Annotated in this window: 22 protein-coding genes; 11 read left to right on the forward strand and 11 right to left on the reverse strand. The window is 60.9% G+C overall.

The genetic code is table 11. From position 1 onward, the window contains the following. Positions 1–72 precede the first annotated feature (72 nt). Together J7447_RS21195 and J7447_RS21200 are read right to left on the reverse strand one after the other, a co-directional pair. Positions 73–1,443 (reverse strand): MFS transporter, encoded by a 1,371-nt coding sequence (locus J7447_RS21195; protein ID WP_209170832.1) that lies wholly within the window; start codon positions 1,441–1,443, stop codon positions 73–75. A gap of 427 nt (positions 1,444–1,870) precedes the next feature. Continuing rightward, positions 1,871–6,682, reverse strand: a complete 4,812-nt coding sequence (locus tag J7447_RS21200; protein ID WP_209170833.1) for an NAD-glutamate dehydrogenase — start codon at positions 6,680–6,682, stop codon at positions 1,871–1,873. A 107-nt stretch (positions 6,683–6,789) separates the two neighbouring features. Between J7447_RS21200 and J7447_RS21205 the strand changes: the two genes are divergently transcribed. The 4 genes from J7447_RS21205 (at position 6,790) to J7447_RS21220 (ending at position 10,436) form a co-directional block, all read left to right on the forward strand. After that, positions 6,790–7,356, forward strand: a complete 567-nt coding sequence (locus tag J7447_RS21205; protein ID WP_031270047.1) for a peroxidase-related enzyme — start codon at positions 6,790–6,792, stop codon at positions 7,354–7,356. A 139-nt stretch (positions 7,357–7,495) separates the two neighbouring features. Further along, entirely contained in the window at positions 7,496–8,446 is a 951-nt protein-coding gene (argC, locus tag J7447_RS21210) for an N-acetyl-gamma-glutamyl-phosphate reductase (RefSeq protein WP_209170834.1), read from the forward strand. 38 nt (positions 8,447–8,484) lie between these two features. Then, a complete protein-coding gene (leuD, locus tag J7447_RS21215; protein ID WP_209170835.1) occupies positions 8,485–9,090 on the forward strand; it encodes a 3-isopropylmalate dehydratase small subunit in 606 nt (201 codons plus the stop codon). 479 nt (positions 9,091–9,569) lie between these two features. Continuing rightward, positions 9,570–10,436: a protein-methionine-sulfoxide reductase heme-binding subunit MsrQ gene (locus J7447_RS21220; RefSeq protein ID WP_209170836.1), complete on the forward strand. Its 867-nt coding sequence runs from the start codon at positions 9,570–9,572 to the stop codon at positions 10,434–10,436. A 438-nt stretch (positions 10,437–10,874) separates the two neighbouring features. Here the strand turns inward: J7447_RS21220 and J7447_RS21225 are convergent, their stop codons facing one another. Both J7447_RS21225 and J7447_RS21230 read right to left on the reverse strand, forming a co-directional pair. After that, a complete protein-coding gene (locus J7447_RS21225) occupies positions 10,875–11,381 on the reverse strand; it encodes a cyclic nucleotide-binding domain-containing protein (protein WP_055660131.1) in 507 nt (168 codons plus the stop codon). 25 nt (positions 11,382–11,406) lie between these two features. Beyond that, positions 11,407–12,090 (reverse strand): response regulator transcription factor, encoded by a 684-nt coding sequence (locus J7447_RS21230; RefSeq protein WP_023002571.1) that lies wholly within the window; start codon positions 12,088–12,090, stop codon positions 11,407–11,409. 192 nt (positions 12,091–12,282) lie between these two features. Between J7447_RS21230 and J7447_RS21235 the strand changes: the two genes are divergently transcribed. Further along, positions 12,283–12,822 carry a L,D-transpeptidase family protein gene (locus tag J7447_RS21235; RefSeq protein WP_055660129.1) on the forward strand — a complete coding sequence of 180 codons (540 nt, stop codon included), beginning with the start codon at positions 12,283–12,285 and terminating at the stop codon, positions 12,820–12,822. A gap of 16 nt (positions 12,823–12,838) precedes the next feature. On the opposite strand, the gene J7447_RS21240 is transcribed toward J7447_RS21235, so the two are convergent. Further along, positions 12,839–13,324, reverse strand: a complete 486-nt coding sequence (locus tag J7447_RS21240) for a hypothetical protein (RefSeq protein ID WP_055660126.1) — start codon at positions 13,322–13,324, stop codon at positions 12,839–12,841. 221 nt (positions 13,325–13,545) lie between these two features. Here J7447_RS21240 and J7447_RS21245 point away from each other — a divergent pair, with 221 nt between their 5' ends. From J7447_RS21245 to J7447_RS21265, 5 genes are all read left to right on the forward strand, one after another. Further along, complete coding sequence (locus J7447_RS21245; protein ID WP_209171098.1) at positions 13,546–14,436, forward strand: neutral zinc metallopeptidase; 891 nt, start codon at positions 13,546–13,548, stop codon at positions 14,434–14,436. 276 nt (positions 14,437–14,712) lie between these two features. Next, on the forward strand, positions 14,713–15,624 hold the full coding sequence (gene dapF / locus J7447_RS21250) for a diaminopimelate epimerase (RefSeq protein ID WP_209170837.1): 912 nt from the start codon (positions 14,713–14,715) through the stop codon (positions 15,622–15,624). Further along, the gene (gene mtaB, locus J7447_RS21255) at positions 15,621–16,889 is read left to right on the forward strand and encodes a tRNA (N(6)-L-threonylcarbamoyladenosine(37)-C(2))-methylthiotransferase MtaB (RefSeq protein WP_209170840.1); all 1,269 of its coding nucleotides are present in this window, start codon (positions 15,621–15,623) and stop codon (positions 16,887–16,889) included. The genes dapF and mtaB overlap by 4 nt, the downstream gene beginning before the upstream one ends. A 265-nt stretch (positions 16,890–17,154) precedes the next feature. Then, positions 17,155–18,615: a signal recognition particle-docking protein FtsY gene (ftsY, locus tag J7447_RS21260; RefSeq protein WP_209170842.1), complete on the forward strand. Its 1,461-nt coding sequence runs from the start codon at positions 17,155–17,157 to the stop codon at positions 18,613–18,615. A gap of 169 nt (positions 18,616–18,784) precedes the next feature. Next, complete coding sequence (locus J7447_RS21265) at positions 18,785–20,170, forward strand: mechanosensitive ion channel family protein (RefSeq protein WP_209170843.1); 1,386 nt, start codon at positions 18,785–18,787, stop codon at positions 20,168–20,170. 45 nt (positions 20,171–20,215) lie between these two features. On the opposite strand, the gene J7447_RS21270 is transcribed toward J7447_RS21265, so the two are convergent. From J7447_RS21270 to gloB, 4 genes are all read right to left on the reverse strand, one after another. Beyond that, positions 20,216–21,004, reverse strand: coding sequence for a DUF1206 domain-containing protein (locus tag J7447_RS21270; protein WP_209170845.1), 789 nt, complete (start codon positions 21,002–21,004; stop codon positions 20,216–20,218). A 510-nt stretch (positions 21,005–21,514) separates the two neighbouring features. Then, positions 21,515–21,958 carry a cupin domain-containing protein gene (locus tag J7447_RS21275; protein ID WP_209170847.1) on the reverse strand — a complete coding sequence of 148 codons (444 nt, stop codon included), beginning with the start codon at positions 21,956–21,958 and terminating at the stop codon, positions 21,515–21,517. A gap of 44 nt (positions 21,959–22,002) precedes the next feature. Then, positions 22,003–22,218 (reverse strand): hypothetical protein, encoded by a 216-nt coding sequence (locus J7447_RS21280; RefSeq protein ID WP_023002583.1) that lies wholly within the window; start codon positions 22,216–22,218, stop codon positions 22,003–22,005. A gap of 125 nt (positions 22,219–22,343) precedes the next feature. Then, positions 22,344–23,126 (reverse strand): hydroxyacylglutathione hydrolase, encoded by a 783-nt coding sequence (gloB, locus tag J7447_RS21285; RefSeq protein WP_062486192.1) that lies wholly within the window; start codon positions 23,124–23,126, stop codon positions 22,344–22,346. 138 nt (positions 23,127–23,264) lie between these two features. Here gloB and J7447_RS21290 point away from each other — a divergent pair, with 138 nt between their 5' ends. Further along, positions 23,265–24,044 (forward strand): class I SAM-dependent methyltransferase, encoded by a 780-nt coding sequence (locus J7447_RS21290; RefSeq protein ID WP_023002585.1) that lies wholly within the window; start codon positions 23,265–23,267, stop codon positions 24,042–24,044. 198 nt (positions 24,045–24,242) lie between these two features. Here J7447_RS21290 and metW read toward each other — a convergent pair whose 3' ends face one another. Together metW and J7447_RS21300 are read right to left on the reverse strand one after the other, a co-directional pair. Beyond that, on the reverse strand, positions 24,243–24,875 hold the full coding sequence (gene metW / locus J7447_RS21295) for a methionine biosynthesis protein MetW (protein WP_209170848.1): 633 nt from the start codon (positions 24,873–24,875) through the stop codon (positions 24,243–24,245). Positions 24,876–24,879: 4 nt separating this feature from the next. Further along, positions 24,880–26,082 (reverse strand): homoserine O-acetyltransferase, encoded by a 1,203-nt coding sequence (locus tag J7447_RS21300; protein ID WP_075282223.1) that lies wholly within the window; start codon positions 26,080–26,082, stop codon positions 24,880–24,882. Between the last annotated feature and the right edge of the window lie 64 nt (positions 26,083–26,146).

Consider the following 26,146-nt stretch of genomic DNA (forward strand, 5'->3'; position numbering starts at 1 on the left):
ATGAAGCGCGCCGGATTTTCCGGCGCGTTTTTGTTTGGGCAATGCCCGCACCGTTTCCTAAAAAAGCGTCTGTTAGCGCTCCCGCACCCGCAACAACAACAGGAGGCCAACTCCGAAAAAGACCAGGATGACGGACATGCCGGCGGGTTGGCTGGCAGTCAGGGCGGTTACCACGCCGACGGTGAGCGGGGCCAGGAAGCTGGTGACCTTTCCGGAGAGCGCCAGAAGACCGAAATACTGGGTCACGTGCTGCGGCGGGGCTATGCGGACCAGAAGACTGCGGCAGGAGGCCTGCAACGGGCCGGACACCGCGCCGATGACACCGCCGAGTGCAATGAACACCTGTTCCGGCAGCGACGCGAAGAGGGCACCCTCGGGGGCAGCGGCGGTCTTGATGACAAAGAACACCGTTGTCCGGTCGATGGAGATCATGCCGAGGCCGCAGATCATCAGAACGATGAGCGAGAAGACAATCACCGGCTTGGCCCCGAAACGATCATCCATCGGCCCGCCCAGCAACAGGCCCAGTGTTCCGGTGATGGTCAGGATGATGCCGAAAGTGCCGATTTCGATGGATCCCCAGCCAAGCTGGCCGGCGGCATATATTCCGCCGAACGCGAAGAGGGCGACAAGGCCATCCTTGAAGATCATGTTGGCGAGAAGGAACAGGAAGATATTCCTGTTTGTGCGTGCCTGGGCCAGGCTCATGCGCAGGTTTGCAAGGCCAGCGCGGATGGCTGGACCGATCTTTGCCTGGTGCGGCACGTCCGGCACGAAGAGAAACATCGGCAACACGAAAACGAGATACCAGAGCGCGGAGAACGGCCCGACGGCGCGATCGCCTTCCTGTGTCGCCGCATCAAGACCCAGAACCGGCTTGAAACCCAGCAGGGTCTTGCCTGACTCGGGGCTGGCGGCGAAAAATCCGAGGGCGATCACCAGCGTGACCAGTCCACTGGCGTAGCCGAGTGCCCAGCCGAAACTGGACAGGCGTCCGATGCGTTCCGGCGGCACCAGCGAAGGCATCATGGCGTTGTTGAAGACGGTCGCGATTTCGATGGACAGTGTGCCGATGGCAAAGGCGATGAGCGCGATGGCGATGCCATTCGGGCTTCCCGGAGCGGCGTACCAGAATGCCCAGCAACAGATGACAAACGGCAACGAGAAGAGAAGGATCCAGCGTTTTCGCCGGCCTGTTGCGTCCGCGATCGAGCCCAGTACCGGTGCTGCAAAGGCAATGCACAGTCCGGCGGCCGCAGTTGCGTATCCCCAAAGCGATTGGCCTTCGGCCGGGGTCGCGGCCAGTGTCGAGGCAAAGTAAGGCGCAAAGACGAATGTTGTGATCAGCGTGAAAAAGGGCTGTGCCGCCCAGTCGAACAGCGCCCAGGAGAGAACGGCGCGCCTGTCGGTAGATTGCAACGGGATGTCTGAAACGGTTGTCATGGAAAAGGGCAACTCGCTGCCTGGGGGATCAAGACCGGGACGAGCCCAACTCATTCATGCATATCGCTTCCCGCTCCTGAAGCCCACAGGTGTTTGCGAATATCCGGTGTCTGTTGCAGGAGAGAGTTTCGGTTGGCGTATGCGGCCCATCCTTCGAGACGCCACTTGCGCGGCTCCTCAGGATGAGGGTGTGGGAAGGTGGGCCTCTCACCAGCCTGGCAACACATATCACCTCATCCCGGACACCGCGCAGCGAAGATCCGGGATCGGTGAGCCAAAGATCATCTTGGGAAGGTACGCTTTGCCTTGGGTGCCGCTGGCTCTCCATTCCCCGCTCGCGCATAGTGTTGCCGGGGCGACGGCAATACCGCTGAAAAGCCAAGGCCGGCAGCGGAACTGCCGGCCCCATAACGCGATTTCCGCCCGGTTACGCGGTGCCGCAGATTTCCGCGAGCAGGCTTGCCGCCACGGAGAATTTCGACACGCTGAGACCGCCGTCGAGGATTTCGGAAACAGAGCGTTTGCGCCGGCCCACTTCCGCCTCGTGTTCCTCCAGCCAGCTTGTAAAACCGCCGGCGCGAACCGCCGCGATGGCCAGGGCGCGCTGCGCGGAGACCAGCATGGCCCGTGCCCGGTCGAGTGCGAGGCCGTCGTAGTAGTCCCGGACGTCGAGATCGTTGGCGAGCTCGAGCATCGCACCGAGCTGGAAATGGTGAGCAACTTCGAAATAGGCCCTTGCAGCCGTATCCAGATCTGCTCCGGTTTCTTCCGACACGATGACGATATCGGGAATGGCCCGCTCGGCCGGCAGCCAGGCAATCCGCCGCGCGAGGCTTTCCGGAACACCCTGCTCCACGAAGGCTGCAGTGCGCTCCGCCAGGACCGCGGCGGGTTCTTCCGGCAAGACCGCTTCCAGGCGGTCGCGCAGCGCGGCGATACCGGCACGGAACCGCTCGACAACGGCAAACAGGCCCTTGTCGAAGGACACGTTGCGCTTGAACCAGACGACCCGTTCCAGAAGCAGCGACTGGATTTCCGAATAGAGCTCCAGCTGCAGAGCGCCGTCGATCTTTGTGTCGAGCTGGTCGATCTCCGTGTTGAGATCGGTCAGGTCGTAGCTGTTGCGCACGGCAACGAAGCCCTGAGCGATTTCGGTCGCGGTTGCGTCGGTCTGGTCACGCAGACGGGTGATGAAGGTCGCCCCGCCCCGGTTGATCATCGAGTTGGCCAGCATCGTGGCGATGATTTCACGCCGCAGGCGGTGGCCGCTGATCTCGTCCTTGTAGGTGTCGGCCATCTGGTCCGGGAAATACCGGAACAGTTCGCGCGCCAGATAATCGTCGTCCGGAACCGAGCTTTCCAGCAGCGCGTCGTAAAGCGTGATCTTGGCATAGGCCAGCAGCACGCCCAGTTCGGCGCGGGTCAGCAGCTGCCCGGCCTTGCGCATCTCGTCGAGTGTTGCCTCGTCCGGCAGCTGTTCGACCACCCGGTCCAGAAGGCCTGCCTGTTCCAGCTGGCGCATCATGCGCACCTGGTAGCCGAAGTCTTCCATGCCGCGCAGTTCGGTCATGGAGATGGCCAGGGTCTGCAGGTAGTTGTTCCGCAACACGAGTTCGGCGACCTCGTCGGTCATTTCGGCCAGAAGTTCGTTGCGCTGCTCGATGGTCAGCTTGCCGGATTTCACCGCGGCGCCGAGGGCGATCTTGATGTTGACCTCCATGTCCGAGGAGTTCACCCCGGCGGAATTGTCGATCGCATCGGAGTTGCAGCGTCCACCCTTCTTGTTGAACTCGATACGGGCGAGCTGGGTCAGGCCGAGGTTGGCACCTTCGCCGATCACCTTTGCGCCGATTTCCGATGCGGTGATGCGGATCGGGTCATTGGCACGATCGCCCACATCGGCGTCCGTCTCGGACTTGGCGCGAATATAAGTGCCGATACCGCCGAACCACAGCAGGTCGACTTCCATCTTCAAGATGGCGGTCATCACTTCCTGCGGCGTTGCGCTGCCCTTGTTCAGGTTGAGCAGGGACTGCATCTCCGGTGAAAGCGGAATGGACTTCAGCTGGCGCGAGAAGATGCCGCCACCCTTGGAAATCAGGTCGGTGTTGTAGTCCTTCCAGGACGAGCGGCCGAGGTCGAACATCCGCTTGCGCTCTTCCCAGGTCTTTGCCGGGTCCGGATCCGGATCAATGAAGATGTCGCGGTGATCGAAGGCCGCGATCAGTCTGGTTGCCTTCGACAGCAACATGCCGTTGCCGAAGACGTCGCCGGACATGTCGCCGACACCGGCCGCCGTGAAGGGCTGGGTCTGGATATCCCGGTTCATCTCGCGGAAGTGCCGCTTGACCGCTTCCCAGGCGCCGCGTGCGGTGATGCCCATCTTCTTGTGATCGTAGCCGGCGGACCCGCCGGAGGCGAAAGCGTCGCCCAGCCAGAAATGCCTTCCTTCCGAAATGCCGTTGGCGGTATCGGAGAAGGTGGCCGTGCCCTTGTCGGCTGCAACCACCAGATAGGGGTCGTCACCGTCATAGCGCTGCACGCGCTCCGGCGGCAGGATGTTGTCCTCGCCGAGGTTGTCGGTCACGTCCAGAAGGGCGTTGATGAAGATCTTGTAGCTTTCGGTGCCTTCCTTGAACCAGGCATCGCGATCGCTCATCGGCGGCAGGTTCTTGGGTACGAAACCGCCCTTGGCACCGACCGGGACGATCACTGCGTTCTTCACCTGCTGTGCCTTCACCAGACCCAGCACTTCGGTGCGGAAGTCCTGCGGCCGGTCAGACCAGCGCAGGCCGCCACGGGCAACCATGCCGAAACGCAGGTGCACGCCTTCCACGCGGGGGCTGTAGACGAAGATTTCCCGGAACGGACGCGGTTGGGGCAGGTCGTCGATCTGGCGGCTGTCGATCTTGAAGGCAAAGGTCGGCTTGGGCTGCCCCTTCTTGTCGAGCTGGTAGAAGTTCGTGCGCAGGATCGATTCAATCGTGTTCTGGAACCGGCGCAGGATGCGGTCGTCGTCAAGGCTGGCGACGTCCTCCAGATCGGCGGTCAGTTCGCTTTCCAGCCGTTCCGTGCCGAGGTCCCGGTCCTTTTCGGTGACATCCGGGTTGAAGCGCAGGTGGAACAGTTCCACCAGTTTGGCCGCGATCTTCGGGTAGTTGTTGAGCGTGGACCACATATAGTCTTCGGAGAAGCGGATGCCGGCCTGGCGCAGGTATCTCGACAGCGCGCGGATCACCGCCACGTCGCGCCAGGCAAGCTCCGCCGTCAGCACCAGGCGGTTATAGCCGTCGTCTTCCGCCAGCCCGGTCCAGACTGCCATGAACATGCTTTCCAGCCGGGGTTGCAGCTGATCGGAAAAGACGATGTCTTCACCGCTGCGCGATTCCAGCGTCATTTCGTGCAGGTAGGACAAGGGGGCATCGGCCGGCGTGATGCGGTAGGTCCGCTCGTTGATCACCCGGAAACCCATGTTTTCCAGAAGCGGCACGCGCGCGGACAGCGGGATCGGCGAACCGCGGTGATAGACCTTCAGCGACAGGCGGCTGTCCCTGGTGCCGGCCTGGCGGTGGAACGTGATGGTGGTGTCGTTCTTGTCGGACAGGGTTTCCAGCTTGACGATGTCGAACAGCGCGGACTGGGCGTTGTAGACTTCCTTGTAGCCGCCATGGAACGAAAGCGCGTAACGGTCGGCCAGCTTGCGGGCCTGTGAAGGTGCGAATTCGTCCTTGAGCGCGTCGCGCACGCTGTCGGACCAGGTGCGCACCATGTCGGCAACGGCGGCCTCCAGCTCTTCCTGCTGGGGCGTCGGCGTTTCCCCGCGATCGCGGCCGATGATGTAGTGAACCCGCGCCAGCGGACCTTCTGGATAGGTAACGTACCAGGCCGACACGCGTCCTTCATAGACCGAGGCCAGATAGGTGCCGACGTTCAGGCGAACTTCGGTGGAATAGCGATCACGCGGGACGAAGACCAGAATGGAGACATAGCGGTCGAACTTGTCCGGGCGGGACAGCACGCGAATGCGCGGGCGCTCGTCCAGCTGCAGGATGGCGATGGAAAAGTCGAACAGGCGCTCCCGTTCGATCTGGAACAGCTCGTCACGCGGGAAAGCTTCCAGAACGTTGCGGAGGGCGCGGCCGGAATGGCTTTCCGACCCGTAGCCGGCGCGGGCCAGAACGCTGGCAACCTTGCGGCGCAGGAACGGGATGGTGCTGGTCGGTTCGGTATAGGCGGTCGAGGCGAACAGGCCGACAATGCGCAGCTCACCGTTCATGTTGCCTTCGTCGTCATAAAGCTTGGCGCCGACGTAATCCATGTGCACGCGCCGGTGCACGGTGCTCTTCACGTTGGCCTTGGCGATGATCAGCGGTTCGGGTTTCTTCAGGAACTCGCGAATTTCCGGCGTGATCTGCACGAACTCCGTGCCGCGGCGGAGAACGCGCACGTCCGGGTCGGACAAGAGGCCGAGGCCCGTGCCCTCATGGGGGGAAAGCTCGCCCTCCTCGACGCCGCCTTCGAACATGTATTCGCGCATGCCGAGGAAAATGAAGTTGTCGTTCTCCATCCACTCCAGGAAGTGGATTGCTTCCCACAACTCGTCGCTGCTGCCGGGAATTTGCGTGGTCTTGTAGGTGTCGATGGCCTCCGCCAGGCGTTCCTGCATCGGCTTGAAGTCCGACACGACGGCGCGGACATCGGACAGAACCTTGTCGAGTCGTGCCTTGAGGGCCGCGCGGGCTTCGGGCGAATCAATCCGTGTCACGTGGATATGGATGAGGCTTTCCTGCCGATCGGTCCGCTTCGGTGGTTTCTTGCGGGCCGTTGCGCTTGTCAGTTTGCCGTTGTCATCCCGTTCCACGATGAAGATCGGGTGCAGGACCAGATGCACTTCGATCTTGCTTTCCTGCAGCTCGTCCATGACGGAATCGACCAGGAAGGGCATGTTGTCGTTGACGATCTCGATAATCGAGACGCCCTTGACCTTGCTGCCCTGTGCCTTGAACGCCGGATCGGCGATGCTGACACGATGCGTGCCGAGTTCGTGGTTCTGGAAATCCTGCCAGGCGTCCCGGGCAAAGCCGGTCAGCTCTTCCGCGGTGTAGGCCACGAGGTCTTCCGCTGCGCCCCGGTCATAAAAGGCGCGGGAAAACTCGGCGAGAGCCGGATCTTCCTGATTCAAGGTTGCTTGGACCGCGTCGATGAGTTTGAGTTTCTCGACGTCGTGTTTGTCCGGCATTTTCCATCCCCTTAGGCGATCGTATGGTTTGGCTCTGTCGCTCGCTCGTTCTAAGACTTAAGTTCATATTTCAGCGACATAAACGGTTTCATGACGGGAGGAGCAAATTGTCAAGTAAAGTCACGGCCTTGCAAATCGATTCAAATGTAACATTGAGTGAAAAGACACAGGCTTATTTCGACTTGTGCCAGGAGAAGCTGGGTCTCGTTCCCAACGTCCTCAAGGCATATGCGTTCGACGAAACGAAGCTGCGCGCCTTCACCGACATGTACAACGACCTCATGCTGGGCGAATGTACACTCTCCAAGCTCGAGAGAGAGATGATTGCCGTTGCGGTATCAGCGGTCAACCGCTGTTTTTATTGTCTGACGGCTCATGGTGCTGCGGTGCGCGAGCTTTCCGGGGACCCCGTGCTGGGGGAACTGATGGTGATGAACTACCGCGTTGCGGACCTTTCGCCAAAGCAGCGGGCGATGCTCGACTTCGCCGTCAAGTTGACGGAGAAGCCGGCGGAAATCGTGGAAAGCGACCGGCAAGCCCTGCGCGATGTCGGGTTTACGGATCGCGACATCTGGGACATCGCCTCGGTAACGGGCTTCTTCAACATGTCCAACAGGGTGGCTGCGGCGTCCGACATGCGCCCGAATGATGAGTATCACTCAAGGGCCCGTTGAGATAACGGAGCGTCGCGCGGCGGTGACAAGCCGCGCGATTGGGTGTATGACGCTTGCGATTTTGCACCGATCTGCCTGACGGCTTTCGGGCCCTGGGGTTCGAAACTGGCGGCGATCATGAGAGGGAGAGGAACGGGCGATGGTTGCGCGCGTGTTTATTGATGGTGAAGCCGGTACGACGGGTCTGCAGATCCGCGAGCGCCTTGCCATGCGCCGCGACCTTGAGCTGATCTCCATTCCGGACGAAAGCCGGAAGGATCCGGCTGCCCGGGCCGACTACCTCAACAAGGCCGATATTGCCATTCTTTGCCTGCCGGATGCGGCGGCCAAGGAAAGTATTGCCCTGATCGAGAACGACACCACCCGTGTGATTGATGCTTCCAGCGCCCACCGGGTTGCCGAGGGCTGGGCCTACGGTTTTGCCGAAATGGACCTCGACCAGGCCGACATCATCGCCGCGGCCATGCGCGTTGCCAATCCGGGCTGCTGGCCGCAAGGCCTGATCGCGGCGGTTCGTCCGCTGATTGCCGCGGAGCTGCTGCCGACGGACTTCAACCTGACCTATTTCGGCATCTCCGGGTATTCCGGTGGTGGCAAGGGCATGATTGCCGATTACGAAGCCGCCGGAACCAGCGCAAATTCGTTTGCGCCCTATGCGCTCGGGTTCAATCACAAGCATCTTCCGGAAATGACGGAATACGGCCTGCTCGACGCAGCTCCACTGTTCACTCCGACTGTCGGAGATTTCTACAAGGGCATGCTGACGGTGGTTCCGTTGAACCTGGCAGGCCTTGCCAAGGTGCCGACGGGCGAGCAGCTGCATGCGGCGATCGCCGATCATTTCGCTTCGGCACCCGGCGGTTTTGTCGAGGTCGCGCCGCTGGAAGCGCTCGAAAAATCCGACAGCCTCAACCCGCAGGCGCTCAACGACACCAACAAGCTGCATCTGCACGTCTTTGCAAATGACGCCAGGGCGCAGGCTGCGATCGTTGCCGTCTACGACAACCTGGGCAAGGGCGCGTCCGGTGCTGCGGTCCAGAACCTCAATCTGATGCTCGGTGTCGATCAGACAACCAGCCTTGCCGCGTAAGCGGCATCCGTTTTCAGGCCTTTCAGGAGAGAAGAAGAATGGAAAAATTTGAGACCCTGACCGGTGTCGCAGCGCCGTTGCCGATCGTGAACATCGACACGGACATGATCATTCCGAAGCAGTTCCTGAAGACGATCAAGCGCACCGGCCTCGGCACCGCGCTGTTCCACGAAATGCGCACAAACGACGACGGATCGGAGAACGACAGCTTCGTTCTCAACAAGGCCGCCTACCGCAATGCCAAGATCCTGATCGCCGGTGACAACTTCGGCTGCGGTTCTTCGCGCGAGCATGCGCCCTGGGCGCTGCTTGATTTCGGCATCCGCTGCGTGATCTCCACCTCGTTCGCCGACATTTTCTACAACAACTGCTTCAAGAACGGCATTCTGCCGATCCAGGTTTCCGAAGACGAGCTGGAAACCCTGATGCATGCGGCAGAGCGCGGCGCCAACTTCACGCTGACGATCGATCTGGAAAGCCAGGAAATCAAAGGTCTTGAAAGCGGCGACATCGCCTTCAAGATCGACAGCTTCCGCAAGCATTGCCTGATCAACGGCCTCGACGACATCGGCCTGACCATGGCGAAGGCCGGTGAAATCGACACCTTTGAAAGCAAGATGGGCAACGACCGTCCCTGGGTCTGAGCCGGACTGCAAAGACTTTTGAAAAGCCGGGTTTCACGACCCGGCTTTTTTGTTTTGGTTGCCTCAGGTTCTTTAAGGCGCGCGACGCGTCGCCAAGACATGATCCCCCACTCACAGGGGCAATCCTCCGGATTTCGATCACGGCTACAGCATTCAGCCGTGTTGTCCTGAAGCCCATCAACCTTGTCATCCCTGCAAAGGCAGGGATCCAGGATTCACTGGGTTCGCAAGGTTTTCGAAGTCTGTTCCCATGGCGTACTGGATCCCGGTCTTGCCGCTGACGCGACAAACCGGGATGACAAATCACCTGGGCATCCCTGGTTCCTGTCGGATTGAATACAAAGGGGCGGCGCCGAAAGGCGCTTGCCGGTGAAGCGGGACAGGGAAAGCTGGATAACCGCCTCTCATCTTCTTCACGCAGGCTTGAAAAGCTTTTCAGTGTCCTTGAACGTTTCGTGCGATAGTCCGAACGCATGGATATGATGACCTTGGCACCATACGCTCCCTGGACCGACCGACGCGGCAACCTTTCCGGTCTGCGATTGGCTGTATTCATTGCCGTGCTTCTTCCGGCGTTGCAGATCTTCTACAGACTCGCCTTCGGACCAGTGCTGCCGGAGCCCTTCGAGATGGAGCTTCATGCCAGTGGCGACTGGACGGTGCGCTTCCTGCTTGTGACCCTGGCGGTCACCCCGCTGCGGAGGATCTTCTCCTGGAACAGGATCGTCGGTGTCAGGCGCATGCTGGGTGTGACAGTGCTTGCCTATGCGCTCTTGCACCTGGGGCTTTACGCTGCGCAGGAAAGCTGGAACCTCGGCAAGGTCGTGTCTGAAATCGTTCTGCGTTTCTATCTGGCCATCGGCTTTGTCGCGCTGTTCGGGCTGGCGGTGCTGGGGGCGACCTCCTTTGACAGCGCCATCCGCAAACTCGGGCGGAACTGGCAGCGGCTGCACACCCTGATCTATCCGATCGGCGGTCTCATGCTGTTCCACTTCTTCCTGCAGTCCAAGTCGGACGTCACGCAGGCCACCTTGATGGCAGGCATGTTCGTGCTGCTGATGACCTACAGACTTGCGGTCAAGGCAGGCTTCAGCCTTGCAAACCCGCTGGTTCTGGCGGTTTGCGCGCTGCTGGCAGCTGCAGGGACTGCCGGGATCGAATTTGCCTGGTACGCACTTGCCACCGGCATTCCTGCCGACCGGGTGTTTCAAGCCAACTTCGCCCTTTCCGTTGCAATCCGTCCGGCTATCTGGGTCGGGATCATCGGGCTCGGGGTTGGTGTGGCGGCAATGGTTCAATGGATCGGCGGACTGCTCGGCCCCAAGCTGGGGCTGAAACGGGCGTAAAATATCGCCGAGCCTTCACACCCCACTACCATCATCCCGTGGCTTTTCCCTCGGACCCAAGTCGAGCACCCTCCACCCCGGTCGGGTGTTTCATGCGGAAAGGTCACGGCATGGATTGCCGGGTCTGGCCCGGCAATGACGGAAAGAGGGTGTGGTCTCAGGAATTGGAATGGTCTGGTTGGGGAGCCACCCCATGAGGGAATAAGCTGAGTCTCCAGGTTTCCCAGTCCCGTCATCCCATGGCTCGACCATGGGATCCATGCCGATCCCCTTATCTTCTGATGAGCTTGGATGTGTGGAACGGCCAGGATTGCGGGATCAACACCGGCAATGACGGCCACAGGTGAAGATTATCTCCAGGGAATTCGAAGACCAGCCGAGAATCAGATTCAGCCACCCTGTTTGAATTGCGAGACAATCAGCGTCGGGGCTTTCGCCCTACGACTGTTTCTCGTCGTCGCGCACGCGGCGTTCGGCGTTGATCTGCTCCAGTTCGGCCATCTTTTCGCCGATGGGGCGCAGGGCTGAAACCGTTTGGCGGAACTGGCTGGCGCGCTGGTCGAGCATGCGCTGTGCAAGTTCCGGGAATTCCTGGATCATGCGTTTGAAGAGCGCGCGGCGAATGCGGATGATGCGCACGCCGTCAACGGCTTCTGCCCGGCAAGGACGCTTGTTTTCCGCAAGAAGAGCCGTCTCGCCCAGCAGTGTGCCCTGACCGACGCGCTCGATTTCCTCAAAGCCGTCCTTGGTCCTCGTCAGCAGGCTGACCGTGCCGCTGGTAATTACCAAACCGCCATCGGCGCGGTCGCCCTGATCGAACAGGCGCTGGCCGCGGTTGTAATCCATGCTTTCGGCGCTGAAGGCGAGCAGGCGCAGCTGATCGTCCTGAAAGTCCGAAAGCATCGGGATTTGTTTGAGAATCGCAATGTCTTGGGCAAGGCTCATGCCCAAGAAATACGCCGATTACCGGTTACGGCACAAGCTTATATCCACCGGCTTCTGTGACAAGAAGCTCCGCATTGGACGGGTCACGCTCGATTTTCTGCCTGAGGCGGTAGATGTGGGTTTCCAGCGTGTGGGTGGTCACCCCGGAATTGTAGCCCCAGACCTCGTGCAGCAGCACGTCGCGGGTTACGGGCTTTTCGCCGGCGCGGTAGAGGAATTTCAGGATGGAGGTTTCTTTCTCCGTCAGGCGAACCTTGGAGCCGCTGTCGTCCTGCATCACCTTGGCGGCGGGCCGGAACGAATAGCGGCCGATGGCGAAGGTGGCGTCTTCGCTTTGTTCGTGCTGGCGCAAATGTGCCCGGACACGGGCCAGAAGCACGGCGAACTTGAACGGCTTGGTGACATAGTCGTTGGCACCGGCCTCAAGCCCCAGGATCGTGTCGCTGTCGCCGTCATGACCGGTCAGCATGATGATCGGTGCCTTGAAACCGCCCTTGCGCAGCAGCTTGACCGCTTCGCGCCCATCTATGTCCGGCAGGCCGACGTCCATCAGCAGCAGATCGACGTGCTCTTCCTTGGCCATGGCGATGCCGGACGTGGCCGAATCCGCCTGGATCGTCTCAAATTCATCGTAAAGCGACAGCTGCTCCACCAGCGCTTCGCGCAGTTCGGTATCATCATCGACAATCAAAATCGTGCGGGCGGTCATCGTCGCGTCCCTCGCCAGAATCCAAAATCTCTTCACGACGACTTGTGCAAAGGACACAAGCGCGTTCCTGCTTCTATGTGCGTGGGAAATTGTTCCCGCACAAGCGGTGTCCCGTCAATTCTTCTTCACGCGGGGTTTAGGGGTGGTTTATCAAGAAGACCGGCAGAGCGGACAGGCGGAACGGACAGGATCATGAAAACCTTGAAAAAATCGGCGGGAATGCTGGAGGTTCGTGCGTCGCCTCTGAACCGGACACGCGGCGTGCTCAGTCTTGGGCGGATCACGGTCCCGTGTGCGCTCGGCCGGTCAGGCATTGTCATGCGCAAGCGAGAAGGCGATGGCGGCACGCCGGTGGGCCGGTTCGAATTGCTGCACGTCTACTATCGCCCGGACCGGGGCTTGCCGCCGGCAACGCTGCTGCCGACCGAGCCGCTGACACCGGCGTCCGGCTGGTGTGACGACCCTGGCCACCGCCTCTACAACAGGCCGGTGCAACTGCCTTTTGCGGCCAGCCACGAGAAGATGTGGCGCGACGACAGGCTCTACGACATCGTCGTGGTGCTGGATTGCAATCTGAACCCGGCCGTGAAGGGCCAAGGTAGCGCGATCTTCTTTCACATCGCGCGGCAGGGCTATTCGCCGACGGAAGGCTGCGTTGCCGTTTCACCGGAACACATGCGCCTGATTCTTCAGAACATCGGCCTTGGCGCGGAGATGGTGATCCACGCCTGAGCCGGCCCGAACAATCTTAAGGATTGGCACTGACCTGTGGCCGGTAGATGGTGAAACTGCCACTGACCGTGGTCGAGGTCCTGACACCGGCGTCATCGGTCGTCGTCGCCGTGCGAATTCCGAAACCGTTGCGCTTGACGGTCTGGTCGTCTGTGACGTTGCTTTCCAGAAAGGTCGCCCTGTTGCCGTTGACGCTTTCCAGGATCGCCGTGTGCCGCGGTTCGCCGCGGGACATGGTCTGTTCCTCCCAGCTGCCGTCGGGCTGGGTTACACGAACCGTGACTTCGAAGCGCGTGAACTGGAAGACGTCACCCGGCCGGGCGTCCGACAGGTTGTTGATCACCCTTCCCCAGACATAGGTGGAGGCCGGCTTGTTGAAGCCGACGTGCCGGAAAGCGTTGTCGACCAGCGTCCAGCACTGGCCATCGCCTTCCACCCGGCCAAGTCTTTCGGTGGCGAAATTGATCAGGCGTTGCGCCTGTTGAGCGTTTACGTCGGGCATGATCGTTATCCTTCATAACTGCCCCATGGACGCAATATTAGGTCGGCATGACTGCCAACTCTGTAACCCGCATCACGATTCCGTTGGCAATGAGGGCAACCGAACGCGCCTTGCCGCGTTTTTTGAAAAGTGTCTCACAGGCAGAGACGGTGGCCAACCGCATAGGTTTCCGCGGTCTTGTCTGGTATGACGAAGTTCGGGTTCACGGAGATAATCAGGACATGCGCTGGAAAGGCCGCCGCGGCAGCAGCAACGTTGAAGACAGGCGTTCCATGGGCGGGAGACCACGCATGCGCGTCGGTGGCCGCCGGGTGAGAGGTGGTGGCCTCGGGTTGACGGGCCTCCTGATTATCGTCGGCATTGCCTGGCTGACCGGCATCAACCCGCTGACACTTCTCGGACAGCTGGATGGCGGGGGCGGTTACGATACGCAGTCCTATCAGACGCAGGCCCCTCGCAGTGCGGCCGACCAGGAAACCGCGCAATTTGTCTCCGTCGTACTGGCCGACACGGAAAACACCTGGGGCCAGATCTTCGAAAACGGTGGTGCGACGTACTCCGAGCCGACGTTGGTGCTGTTTTCAGGGTCGGTTTCATCAGCCTGCGGATATGCCAGTGCGGCCACCGGCCCATTCTACTGCGGAGCCGACAGCAAGCTTTACATCGACCTGTCCTTCTATCAGGAACTGGCAAACCAGCTGAATGCGCCGGGTGATTTCGCACAGGCCTATGTGCTGGCGCATGAAGTCGGTCACCACATCCAGAACGTGCTTGGCGTGCTGCCGGAATTCCAAAAGGCCCGGCGTACGCTCAGCAAGGCGGAAGGCAACGCTCTATCGGTACGTGTCGAATTGCAGGCCGATTGTTATGCCGGCATCTGGGCGCATTATGCCGCCCGGCAGAAAGGGTTTGTCGAGGAAGGCGATATCGATGAGGCACTGAACGCGGCCAGCCGGATTGGCGACGATACATTGCAGCGCCAGGCTCAGGGCTATGTCGTGCCGGAAAGCTTCAACCACGGCACCTCTGCGCAGCGGGCAAGCTGGTTCAAGAAGGGTTTCCAGTCCGGCGACCTCAATGCCTGCGATACGTTCAGCGCGGCGAGCCTGTAAGGGCACCAACACATCGCGTCATGCCATGGCACGTCCATGGCATCCATGCCGCTTGATCGGCTCTTTTCCGTACGCTTCCGGCTTTGAAAGCCCACGGATGGATTGCAGGGGCAAGCCCAGCAATGACGACCAAGTGATAACGGGCTGGCGCGTTTACGCATATCTGCGATGACTGCCTGCCCCACTGGTAATTTGCGGTGTTTTCCGCCATATAGGGGCAAATGTCCGCAAGATGGCGGACGCTTTTCCTTGAAGCTTTGAAGAAGTGCGACCGGTATGGCGTCTGAAACCAGACCCTTTTTGAAGATGAACGGCCTTGGCAATGATTTCGTGGTCTGGGATGCGCGTGAAAAACCGCTGCGCCTGACACCCGAAGCCATTGCCGCATTGGGAGACCGCGAGACGGGTATCGGTTTCGACCAGATGATCACCGTTGAACGGTCCTCGCTGGGTGTCGATGCCTTCATGCGCATTCACAACCGCGATGGCAGTGAAGTGTCCGCCTGCGGCAACGCCACGCGCTGCATCGGCCGTCTGCTGATGGAAGAAGCCGGCAAGGAGCTTGTTACCATCGAGACCGGTGCCGGGCTGCTGCACGCGTTCGATGCCGACGGCCCGCGCAGCGTGACTGTCGACATGGGCGTACCGCGGCTTGCCTGGAACGAAATCCCGCTTGCGGAAGAGTTCGCCGACACCCGTGCGATCGAACTTCAGATCGGACCTATCGATGATCCGATCCTGCACACGCCGGCCGTCGTCAACATGGGCAATCCGCACGCGATCTTCTGGGTCGACGACGTGGAAGCCTATGAGCTTGAGCGGGTCGGTCCCTTGCTGGAACACCATCCGATCTTTCCGGAATACGCCAACATTTCGCTGGCCCATGTGTTTGATGCCGACCAGATCCGGGTAAGGGTTTGGGAACGCGGCGTCGGTCTGACGCTGGCCTGTGGAACGGCTGCCTGTGCGGTTGGGGTAGCCGCCGCGCGTGATGGCCGGACCAGCCGCAAGACCACAATCCATCTGCCGGGCGGTCCCATCGGGATCGAATGGCGCGAGAGCGACAACCACGTGCTGATGACCGGTCTGACGGAAGTGGAATTCGAAGGCGAGGTCGATCTCGATACCCTGGCCTGGCGCAAGACCGCCACGGGCGACGCCCCGCTGGCGGCTGGAGCCGCGTCATGAGCATCGATGTCGTGACCTTCGGCTGCCGGCTCAATGCATATGAGTCGGAAGTGATGAAGCGCGAGGCGGAGGCTGCCGGCCTCAAGGACGCCATCCTCATCAACACCTGTGCCGTTACCGGCGAGGCGGTTCGTCAGGCCCGCCAGGCCGTGCGCAAGGCCAAGCGCGACAACCCGAACGCCAGGGTAATTGTCACCGGCTGCGCCGCGCAGACGGAAAGCGAGACCTTCTCCTCCATGGAGGAAGTGGATCTGGTGCTCGGCAATACGGAAAAGCTTGAGCGCAAGTCCTATCAGGACGTTGCCGCCTTCGGCGTTTCCGAAACCGAGAAAGTGCGGGTCAACGACATCATGAGTGTCGAGGAGACCGCAGGCCATCTGATCGACGGGCTGACGGGCCGTGCGCGTGCATTCGTGCAGGTCCAGAACGGTTGCGATCACCGCTGCACCTTCTGCATCATTCCCTATGGCCGGGGCAATTCCCGCTCCGTGCCGATGGGCGTGGTCATCGACCAGATCAAGCGCCTCGTCGACAATGGCTACAACGAGATCGTGCTGACCGGTGTCGACATCACCTCCTATGGCGCGGACCTTCCGGGGCCCCCCAAGCTGGGCAGGCTGTCGGCGAAGATCCTGAAGATGGTTCCGGACCTGAAGCGCCTGCGGCTGTCTTCCATCGATTCCATCGAGGCGGACGACGACCTGATGCGGGTGATCGCCGAAGACGAACGGCTGATGCCGCATCTGCATCTGTCGCTCCAGGCGGGTGACGACATGATCCTGAAACGGATGAAGCGGCGCCACCTGAGGGCCGACACGATCCGCTTCTGCGAAGAGGTTCGCCGCCTGCGGCCGGACATGGTTTTCGGTGCGGACATCATCGCCGGCTTCCCGACGGAAACCGAGGACATGTTCCAGAACTCGCTCCGGATCGTCGACGAATGCGGCCTGACGCATCTGCATGTCTTTCCATTCTCGCCGCGCAAGGGCACACCGGCAGCGCGCATGCCGCAGCTGCCGCGCAATGTCGTGAAGGAACGCGGCGCGCGCCTCAGGGCCAAGGGCGAGGAAGCGCTGGTCAGGCACCTTCAGGCCGAGGTCGGCAAGACCCGCCCCGTGCTGATCGAGAAGGAAGGCCTTGGCCGGACTGAACAATTCACGCAGGTCGAGCTGGGCAGCGGCAATGCCGGTGAGATTGTCGAAACCAGAATTATCGGACATACCGGCCGGCATCTTCTGGGCGAAGCCCTTTCCAGGGCTGCCTGAGGAAAGGTTCAGGGATCGGGTGGTGACGAGCTGGCCTGTGGTGTGAGTCAGATTGGATTGAAGCCGGGGCGAAATGCAATGTCCCCCTCATCCTGAGGAGGCCCGCAGGGCCGTCTCGAAGGATGGGCGGCAGTCTCGGCGCAAGTGGCCCATCCTTCGAGACAGCGCTGAGCGCTTCCTCAGGATGAGGTATAGGGTTTGGCTTCGGCGGTGGATGCCGACAGTTTAAGAACGCAGTAATGGGCAGATTTTTTAAGGCAGGTTCATGAGCGAGAAAAAGCGCGGCTTTCTTGGACGTCTCTTCGGCGGCAAAAGCAAACCGGAAGACGAGGCTGCTCCGGCCGCAGAGGATGCGGCACAGAAAGCAACATCCGCAGAACCGCAGGAAGATGACCCGGCACTCGACGTCGAGATGGACGTTCGGCCTGTCGCGGCGCTGAACGAGCCGTTCCAGCCGATCGCAATGGATGTCAGCCCTGGTATCGTTCCGGAACTTTCGCCAATGAAGCCGGCGGTGGAGCCGGAAGACATTCTGCCAACCGATACGGGACCCGACGTCGAGCCCGAGCAGGCAGAAACACCGGAACCTGAAGCGCCCCGGCCGGCAGAACCCGAAAGCCAAGAACCCGCAACACCAGAACCTGCAACACAGGCGCCAGAAACCCTGGCACCAGAACCGCAGGCACCGGAAATACAAACGCCTGAAACGGCCAGCGCACCGGAACCGGTCATCGAGCCGGCTCCCGCAGAAGCGCCTGTTGCTGCGCCAGTGCCGGCCGCACCTGTTGAACCTGTTGCCGAAGAGCCGAAACTGTCCTGGTTCCAGCGATTGAAGAACGGCCTGTCCCGGTCTTCGGCATCGCTCACCGAAGGCATCAGCTCGATCTTCACCAAGCGCAAGCTGGACGCCTCCATGCTGGAGGAGCTGGAGGATATCCTGATCCAGGCAGACCTTGGTGTCGACACGGCGATGGCGATTACCGACCGTCTGTCCGATGGGCGCTACAACAAGGAAATTTCGCCGGAGGAAGTCCGGGCGATCCTGTCCGAAGAGGTTGAGAAGGTGCTGGTTCCCGTCGCCAAGCCGCTTGATCTCGATACCGGCAAGAAGCCGCATGTGGTGCTGATGGTCGGGGTCAACGGTACGGGCAAGACCACCACCATCGGCAAGCTGTCACAGAAGCTGCGTTCGGAAGGCAAGACCGTCATGCTGGCGGCTGGCGATACCTTCCGTGCGGCTGCGGTGGAACAGCTGAAGATCTGGGGTGAGCGCACCGGGGCTGAAGTGATTGCGCGCGATACCGGCGCGGATGCCGCCGGACTTGCCTATGATGCGATGAAGGAAGCGCAGGCGAAGGGCGTCGATGTGCTTCTGGTCGATACCGCGGGCCGGCTTCAGAACAAGGCCGAGCTGATGGATGAGCTGGAGAAGGTCATCCGCGTGATCAAGAAGCACGACCCGGAAGCTCCGCACACGGTCCTGCTGACGCTTGATGCGACGACAGGCCAGAATGCACTCAACCAGGTCGAGATCTTCGGCAAGGTTGCCGGCGTGACCGGTCTGGTGATGACGAAGCTTGACGGAACCGCCCGGGGCGGGATCCTGGTCGCGATTGCCGCCAAGTACGCACTGCCGGTGCATTTCATCGGTGTTGGGGAAGGTGTGGCCGATCTCGAGCCCTTCTCGGCCAAGGATTTTGCCAGCGCGATTGCAGGCATGGCTTAACTCGGGCGTCCCGCAAGGCGCTGGATCCGTTCGTTCGGGCGCCTTGCGAATTCGCAAAGCAGTGCCGGGGAACCTCGCAGCCCGACGCGCGTTTAGTTAGCGTCGAAGTCTGGCGCGCGCGGAAACCCTTCTACTGACGGCAGCCGGGCACAAGCGCGGAAAGGCCGTCATGATTTCCAGATTGTTGCACTCGTTTCTTGTTGCTCTGGTGCTGTTTCTGCCCGGAGCACTGCCTGCATTTTCACAAGCGGAAAGCCCTGCCGGAGCAATCACCGCCGTGCCCGGAGCCGGCGACGATCAAGCCATCGAGCAGCGTATCAACGGCATCTATGACCAGCTCGACGGACTTTCCGGAATTTCGGTCGTTGTAAGATCAGGTGTGGTCAACCTGACCGGAACCGTGACCGAGGCAAGCCTTGCCACAAAGGCCGAAGAGCTTGCCGGCCGTGTCGACGGCGTCGTCGCGGTCCAGAACAATCTCACCGAGGAAACCGCCCTGGAGGAACGTCTCGTTCCGGTTTACGAGCGCTTGCAGGCGCGCCTGTCCCAAGGGGTGAACTATCTGCCACTTGCCCTGGTTGCCCTGCTCGTCTGGATGCTGGCCAGTGCGGCCGGACTGCTGATCGCGCGGTTTGAATGGCCCTGGAACAGGCTCACGCCCAATGCCTTCATTGCAGATCTTGTCAGGCAACTGATCAGGATCCTGTTCTTCACGATCGGGATCGTGCTTGCGCTTGATGTGCTGGGCGCCACTGCCGTCATCGGCACCTTGCTAGGAGCAGCCGGCATTGTGGGTCTGGCGGTCGGCTTTGCTGTCCGGGACACGGTCGAAAACTACATTGCCAGTATCATGCTCAGCATCCGGCAGCCGTTCAACCCGAAGGACTTCGTCCGGATTGAAGGCTACGAGGGCTTTGTCATCAGTCTCACGTCGCGTGCAACGATCCTGATGGAAAAGGACGGGAACCATATCCGCATCCCCAACGCCATCGTCTTCAAGAGCACCCTCGTCAACTTTTCCACCAATCCACGGCGCCGCTTCGTCTTCGAATTGGGCGTCGATGCGGAAAGCAACCTCGACAAGGCGCTGGACGTTGGCCTTATGACGCTTCGCCGCCAGGAGTTCATTCTTCAGGATCCCTCCCCCGATGCCTGGATCGAAGCGTTGGGAGATTCCAACGTTGTTCTGAGTTTTGTAGGCTGGATTGACCAGACGCGGACCGATTTCCAGAAGGCCCGGTCCGAGGCGATGCGCCTCGTCAAGCTGGCGCTTGAATCAAACGGCTTCTCCCTGCCGGAGCCCATCTACCGGCTGAGGTTCGACGATGCGCCTGCGCTGGAAAACCTCCTGCCGGACAGGCACCAGGGAGATCAGGATCGCGGGAAGATCACCCGTAAAGAGGCAGCGTTTCCGCAATCGGCAGAAATGCCGAACGATACGGAAGCCGACCGGGATCTTGAAAAGCAGGTTGAACTGGAACGTAAAGCCGCCCAGTCGGACGACCTTCTCGATGAACATGCGCCGAAGGAATTCGGGGCGAAAGCAGCAAGGTAATCCTGAAAAGACAGGCGATTAATGAAGCAAATCCTGCGCAGCGCCTCAGGAAAGGCTGACCCTGCGCCATCGGGATTCGACAAAGGAGTAGATGGCAAAAACCATGAGGCCAACCGCCAGCGTGAACAGCATGACCTGCCCATAAGGCAAACCCTGAATGTATTTCAGAGCATCCAGCGTGCTCGGCAGATCGCCGCCGGAGGTTGAGGCGCCCTCGATGCCCAGCCAGATCATTGCCGACAGAAGGGCGAACACGATCCCGCGTGCACCGAGGCCAAGAACCGACACGACGTGAACAACCCGCATCGGGGCTTCATTTTCATCGAAGTGCTTGCTGTATCTGCCTGAACAGGCCTTCCACCAGTGCGCAACCGCTATTCCCAGAAAGACAAGGGACAAGCCAGTCACGAATACCCGCTGGCCAAGAGCTTGCGAGATAGCGTTCATCAGGCCCGGCAGCAGTTTGCCATCATCCGTGCCCGTAATTCCGAGCAGGCTCATGGCGTAGAGTGCCAGCGCGCTATAGGTGGCGGCGCTTGCCAGAAGGGCCAGGCGCACGACGATCCCCTGCAGGTCCCGTCCATGGTTGTCCGCGTCCAGAACGGCCTGAACCAGCCGCCAGACGACAAAACCGAACAGGCCTGTCACCAGGACAGCCACCAGAACTGAGCCGAAAGGTTGGGACAAGAGAGTGACAAGGGCACCTTTCGTGCCCTTGCTGCTGCCTGCGCCGATGGACGCGAGAATGGCAAAGAAGGATATGATGCCATAGACGATGCCGCGCGAAAGATATCCCGCGCGTGCGGCAGCTTGTAACCAGTGCGAGTACTTCATTCCCCTGGTCTTTCCGCCATCCCGGCATTTTCACGATCGGTAAGCGCTGTAAGTCGGCTCCGCCAGAATGTTTGGCGGGCCGACCAGCGGGCGGTGCCAGAGGGCGTGGTCGCTAAACCTGCAATACGTTGACGGTTACCCCGGCTCAGCCGAGGCCGAGAAACGACAGGATGGCAACAACCACGACGACAAGTCCGACGAGATAGATAATGTTGTGCATGTTCAATTCCTTACCAGAAACGGAAAAGGGCCGGACGCTGGGTGAACGGCAGGGGGCGGCCGTTCGTGGCGGGGGCTTGCGTCCGGCCCAAACTGTTGGAGATCGTCTGCCGGGGGCGCGGCAGAGTTACCGGGGCTAGGTTAGACCAGTCCGATGAAGGACAGGATCGCGCCGACAACGACGACGAGACCGACCAGATAGATGATACCGTTCATGCCTCTCTCCTTTCGTTGGAGAGAGAACTCGTCAAACAGGAAATGGTTCCGAGGAATCGAACAGGGAGCGAAAAATCAGCTTCCCGGTTGCCAGTCTTCCGGTGCCATGACGAAGCCTTCGAACTGAAATCCGGGGGCAACCGTACAGCCGACCAGGGTCCATGCACCGAGCGAGCGGGCCTGCTGCCAGCCGTCACGGGGAACGATGCCCTGGGGGCGTTCGCCGGCCAGAAGGTCGTTGCCCAGGGTAATCACCTCCCGGGTGGTGCCGTCGGTGCTGATGGAAAGTTCCAGCGGGCTGCCGGCGTACCAGTGCCAGGTCTCGACCGCGTCAACCTTGTGCCAGCGGGAGAGAACGCCTTCGGGAAGCAGGAAATAGATCAGGGTAGATGCAGCCCGGCCGCCATCATCGGTGACGCTGTCGCGGAAGGTTTCGGCATAAAAGCCACCTTCCGGGTGCGGCTGCATGTCGAGAAGGTCGACGATCTTTTCGGCGGTCAGGCTGGCGGTAGAAGTCATGAAAAGTCCCGGCTGGATCAACTGGATTTCCGGGACGGGATCGCTCAGGAGGATTTCGACCCGGTGCAGAAAGCCAGATCATCAATGGTTTCGCGCAGGGCCGCAACCACTTCCTCGTAAAGGAGCTGCATGTCCAGCCTGTGTCCGCCGCCCAGATGACCCGGTATCGGTTCGGCCTGGCCGACGATGCGGCTGACCACGTCCCGTGCGCGCTGCTCCGCGGAGCGTGTCAAGTGGTCTTCGGAACTCGCAGGTGTCATGGTGTGTGCCCCTTCATGATCACGATGGCGTGCATATGGGGGCAACCAGTCGTTGTTTTAAGCCTTCCGGCCAAGAAAAACCGGAAGGCGGTGCAAGAATTCTGCTGCGGGACCTATAGGTATGATCAAGCGTTGTCCTTGCGCATGCGGATCTCGGAAAAGACTTCGGCAGCACTTTTGCCTTCCATGCCGAGTGCAGCGGCGACAGAAGCTTCACCTGCACGCAGGAACGGGTTCGTTGCTTTCTCTTTCGCCATGGTTGTCGGCAGTGTCGCGGCGCCTTTCTCGCGCAGCGCGGCAACTTCGTCTGCCCGCGCCTTCAGATCGGCGTTGTCCGGGTCGATAGTCAGGGCGAAGCGCGCGTTGGCCTGCGTGTATTCATGGCCGCAGTAGATGGTGGTGTCATCGGGCAGCTGGCGCATCAATTTGGCAAGCGACGACCACATCATGTCCCTGTCGCCCTCGAACACACGGCCGCACCCGAGCGAAAACAGAGTGTCGCCGGTGTGGGCCACCTTGATGGAGGCGATGTACCAGGAGATCTGATCCAGCGTGTGGCCCGGGGTCGAGATCGCCTTGATCTCGTAAGGTCCGCACCGGACGTCGTCGCCGTCTTCAACGGTGCGGTCGAACTCGGCAATCTTCAGCCGCGAACGCTCGGGACCGATGACGGTCGCGCCAGTTTTCCGCTTGAGTGTGCCGAGACCCTGGACATGGTCCCAATGGTGATGGGTGATCAGAATATGCGTCAACGACCAGCCGGTCTGCTCCAGCGCCTTTTCGTAGGCATCGGCGTCGGGCACGTCGACGGCAATGGTCGTTCCGCTGTCAGTGTCGTGAATCAGCACGCCGAAATTGTCGTCGAGACAGGTAAACTGGTGAATTTCGGTGGTGTCGCTCAAGGCCATGAAACGGCTCCCTGCTGAGATCTGTTGGTTGAGATGCAGACTGGCAAAGTCAGGCGCCAAGGGCAAGGCAAGAGATCTTGCGCTCTCCCGCCGTTCCATGTTCAATCGCCGCGACCCTTCTTGACCGAGCAAGGCTGAATGTATCTCGACGTCGTTCATTTGCGCGCTTTTTACGATTTGCCACTCGGCAGGCTGCTTCGCAGCCTGATCGGCGCGCCTATCCGCAAGATGTGGCCGGACCTTACCGGCCAGGCTCTGCTCGGTATCGGTTACGCGGGCCCGTTCATGCGGCCCTACCTCGACACGGTCGACCGGGCGATCGCCGCCATGCCCGCTCCCCAGGGCGCCGTTCACTGGCCGCGCGAGCGGGATAGCGCCTGTGCGCTGGTGGAAGACCAGGACCTGCCGTTTCCCGATGCCTATTTCGACCGGGTGATGCTGGTACACGCTCTCGACCATTGTTCGGACCCTGCGGCGGTTCTCAGGGAAGCCTGGCGGGTGCTGGTGCCGGGCGGGCGACTGATTGCCGTCGTGCCGAACCGGCGCGGCCTGTGGGCACAGTCGGAGCTTTCCCCCTTCGGCTATGGCCGGCCTTATTCGGGCAGCCAGCTCAAGGATCTTCTGAAGAGCTGCCAGTTCAACGTGACCGAGGACAAGGAAGCCCTCTTCATGCCGCCCTCGCGCGCCCGCACCATCCTGCGCGCGGCCCGCACCTGGGAAGGCATCGGCCGCCGCATCTGGCCCGCCTTTGGCGGTGTTCTGATCATGGAGGCGGAAAAGGTCGTGTTCCAGAGCCTGCCCGTCGACGGCAAGAAAAGCCGCTTCCGCGTCCTGCGGCCTGTCTTCATTCCCGAAGGCGTCGCGACAGGACTGAAACCTGTCAGGTCCGTGCATCGGGCGGAGACGGGCGACTTCTAACAGCCTCTGGGCCGTCATTCCAAACTAACGCTGCAGAAGGCTGCGCGACGATCCGGAATCCAGCGCGCCAGCGTGAGCGCAGCGAACTCGATAAGGTTTTATCGGTGCGCTAATCGCGCGAAATTTGTCTGGGTTCCGGATCTGCGTTCGGCTTCGCCTTCCTTGTCCGGAATGACGGCCGAAGGTTATTGAACCAGCTTACCGCTTCAGCAGAAACACGGCCTGTTCGGCGACGATGTTCCACACCCACCACGGGGCATTGACCGGGATCTTGTTGCCCCGGCCGCTGAGGGCGATGGCCCTCTCGACGTTCGCGTCCAGTTCCCGGCAAAGCTCGACGAAATCGCGCAGCGAGCAGAAGTGGATGTTCGGCGTGTCGTACCATTCGTAGGGCAGGTATTTGGTCACCGGCATGCGGCCGCGGAACAGGAGCTGGGCCCGGTTGCGCCAGTGGGCGAAGTTCGGGATCGAGATCACGACCTGATTGCCGATGCGCAGGAGCTCGCTGACGACCTTTTTCGGTTCGCGGGTGGCCTGCAGGGTCTGGCTCAGGATGACGACGTCGAACGCCCCGTCCGGATAGTCGGACAGGTCCTGGTCGGCATCGCCCTGAATCACCGACAGGCCGCGGGCTACGCAGCGGTTGACGCCTTCCTGGGACAGTTCGATGCCGCGTCCGTCCACCTGGCGTTCGCGCACCAGAAGGTCGAGCAGTTCACCGTCGGCGGACCCGATGTCGAGTACGCGGGCATTGTGCGGTACCAGCGAGGCAACAACCTTGTGGTCGCCGCGCACGTCTCCGCTCTTGGTCTGTCTTGGAGCCAGGTTCACGGGATCAGACCTCCTCGCCCGGTGCGGGCAGGCCGCGGGCGTGTGCTGCGCCGGTGACGAAGCCGGAAATCGTCTGGAACATCTCCGGCACGTCCAGCAGGAACGAGTCGTGACCCCGGTCGCTTTCGATCTCGACGAAGGAGACGTTGGCCGCCGCCGCATTGAGCGCCTTGACCACGCGCCGGCTTTCGGACGTGGGGAACAGCCAGTCGGATGTGAACGACATGACGCAGAAACGCGTTTTCGTTCCCTTGAAGGCGTTGGCCAGAGAGCCACCGAACTGATGCGCCAGGTCGAAATAGTCCATCGCCCGGGTGACATAGAGATAGGAATTGGCGTCGAACCGGTCGACGAAGGTCATGCCCTGGTGGCGCAGGTAGCTCTCGATCTGGAAATCCGCGTCGAAACCGAAGGTGACATTGTCCCGGTCCTGCAGGTTGCGGCCGAATTTCTGGTGCAGGGACTCGTCGGACATATAGGTGACATGCGCCGCCATGCGGGCAACCGCCAGGCCCTTGGTCGGCCTTTGTCCTTCCTGCAGGTAACTGCCGGCGCACCAGTTCGGGTCGGCCATGATTGCCTGCCGGCCGACTTCGTGGAAGGCGATGTTCTGGGACGTGTGCCGCGCTGCCGCGGCAATCGGTACGGCCGAGAACACGCGCTCGGGATAGCTGGCCGCCCACTGCAGCACCTGCATGCCGCCCATGGAGCCGCCGATGACCGCAAACAGCGTGTCGATGCCAAGATGATCGACAAGGCGCGCCTGTGCCCGAACCATGTCGCGAATGGTGATGACAGGCAGTGCAAGGCCGTAAGGCTGCCCTGTCTCCGGGTTGATGGAGGCAGGTCCTGTGGTGCCGAGGCAGCCGCCGAGAACGTTGGAACAGATAACGAAATAATGATTGGTGTCGACCGGCTTGCCGGGGCCGACCATCTGGCTCCACCAGCCGGGCTTGCCCGTCACGGGATTGGTGGAGGCTACATACTGGTCGCCCGTCAGGGCGTGGCACACGATGACAGCGTTGGACTTGTCCGCGTTGAGCTCGCCATAGGTTTCATACGCAATCTGCCAGGGGCCAAGCTTTACGCCGGCATCGAGCTCCAGCGGTTCTTCTGCGGGAAAGCGCGCAAGTTTGCTCGAGGGCGAAACCGCTTCGCTTGCCTTCAGATCCTCCGGGGTGGCTGGACGTGATGTGTCTGCGGACATGGCTCTAAAGAATTATCTGTTGTCCCGGGCGGGAATTTTCAGGCCGGTTGAGCGGGCCACGGTC

This window comes from Labrenzia sp. R5_0, from assembly GCF_017743835.1.
GTDB classification, from domain to species: domain Bacteria; phylum Pseudomonadota; class Alphaproteobacteria; order Rhizobiales; family Stappiaceae; genus Roseibium; species Roseibium algicola.

Coding starts and splice junctions, on each gene's coding strand:
- leuD (WP_209170835.1), top strand. CDS start 8,485: ATGGAAAAATTTGAGACCCTGACCGGTGTCGCAGCGCCGTTGCCGATC.
- J7447_RS21270 (WP_209170845.1), bottom strand. CDS start 21,004: ATGAAGTACTCGCACTGGTTACAAGCTGCCGCACGCGCGGGATATCTT.
- J7447_RS21300 (WP_075282223.1), bottom strand. CDS start 26,082: ATGTCCGCAGACACATCACGTCCAGCCACCCCGGAGGATCTGAAGGCA.
- J7447_RS21225 (WP_055660131.1), bottom strand. CDS start 11,381: ATGAGCCTTGCCCAAGACATTGCGATTCTCAAACAAATCCCGATGCTT.
- J7447_RS21240 (WP_055660126.1), bottom strand. CDS start 13,324: ATGCCCGACGTAAACGCTCAACAGGCGCAACGCCTGATCAATTTCGCC.
- J7447_RS21230 (WP_023002571.1), bottom strand. CDS start 12,090: ATGACCGCCCGCACGATTTTGATTGTCGATGATGATACCGAACTGCGC.
- J7447_RS21275 (WP_209170847.1), bottom strand. CDS start 21,958: ATGACTTCTACCGCCAGCCTGACCGCCGAAAAGATCGTCGACCTTCTC.
- dapF (WP_209170837.1), top strand. CDS start 14,713: ATGGCGTCTGAAACCAGACCCTTTTTGAAGATGAACGGCCTTGGCAAT.
- J7447_RS21200 (WP_209170833.1), bottom strand. CDS start 6,682: ATGCCGGACAAACACGACGTCGAGAAACTCAAACTCATCGACGCGGTC.
- J7447_RS21265 (WP_209170843.1), top strand. CDS start 18,785: ATGATTTCCAGATTGTTGCACTCGTTTCTTGTTGCTCTGGTGCTGTTT.
- J7447_RS21290 (WP_023002585.1), top strand. CDS start 23,265: ATGTATCTCGACGTCGTTCATTTGCGCGCTTTTTACGATTTGCCACTC.
- J7447_RS21235 (WP_055660129.1), top strand. CDS start 12,283: ATGAAAACCTTGAAAAAATCGGCGGGAATGCTGGAGGTTCGTGCGTCG.
- ftsY (WP_209170842.1), top strand. CDS start 17,155: ATGAGCGAGAAAAAGCGCGGCTTTCTTGGACGTCTCTTCGGCGGCAAA.
- argC (WP_209170834.1), top strand. CDS start 7,496: ATGGTTGCGCGCGTGTTTATTGATGGTGAAGCCGGTACGACGGGTCTG.
- J7447_RS21220 (WP_209170836.1), top strand. CDS start 9,570: ATGATGACCTTGGCACCATACGCTCCCTGGACCGACCGACGCGGCAAC.
- J7447_RS21245 (WP_209171098.1), top strand. CDS start 13,546: ATGCGCTGGAAAGGCCGCCGCGGCAGCAGCAACGTTGAAGACAGGCGT.
- mtaB (WP_209170840.1), top strand. CDS start 15,621: ATGAGCATCGATGTCGTGACCTTCGGCTGCCGGCTCAATGCATATGAG.
- gloB (WP_062486192.1), bottom strand. CDS start 23,126: ATGGCCTTGAGCGACACCACCGAAATTCACCAGTTTACCTGTCTCGAC.
- J7447_RS21280 (WP_023002583.1), bottom strand. CDS start 22,218: ATGACACCTGCGAGTTCCGAAGACCACTTGACACGCTCCGCGGAGCAG.
- J7447_RS21195 (WP_209170832.1), bottom strand. CDS start 1,443: ATGACAACCGTTTCAGACATCCCGTTGCAATCTACCGACAGGCGCGCC.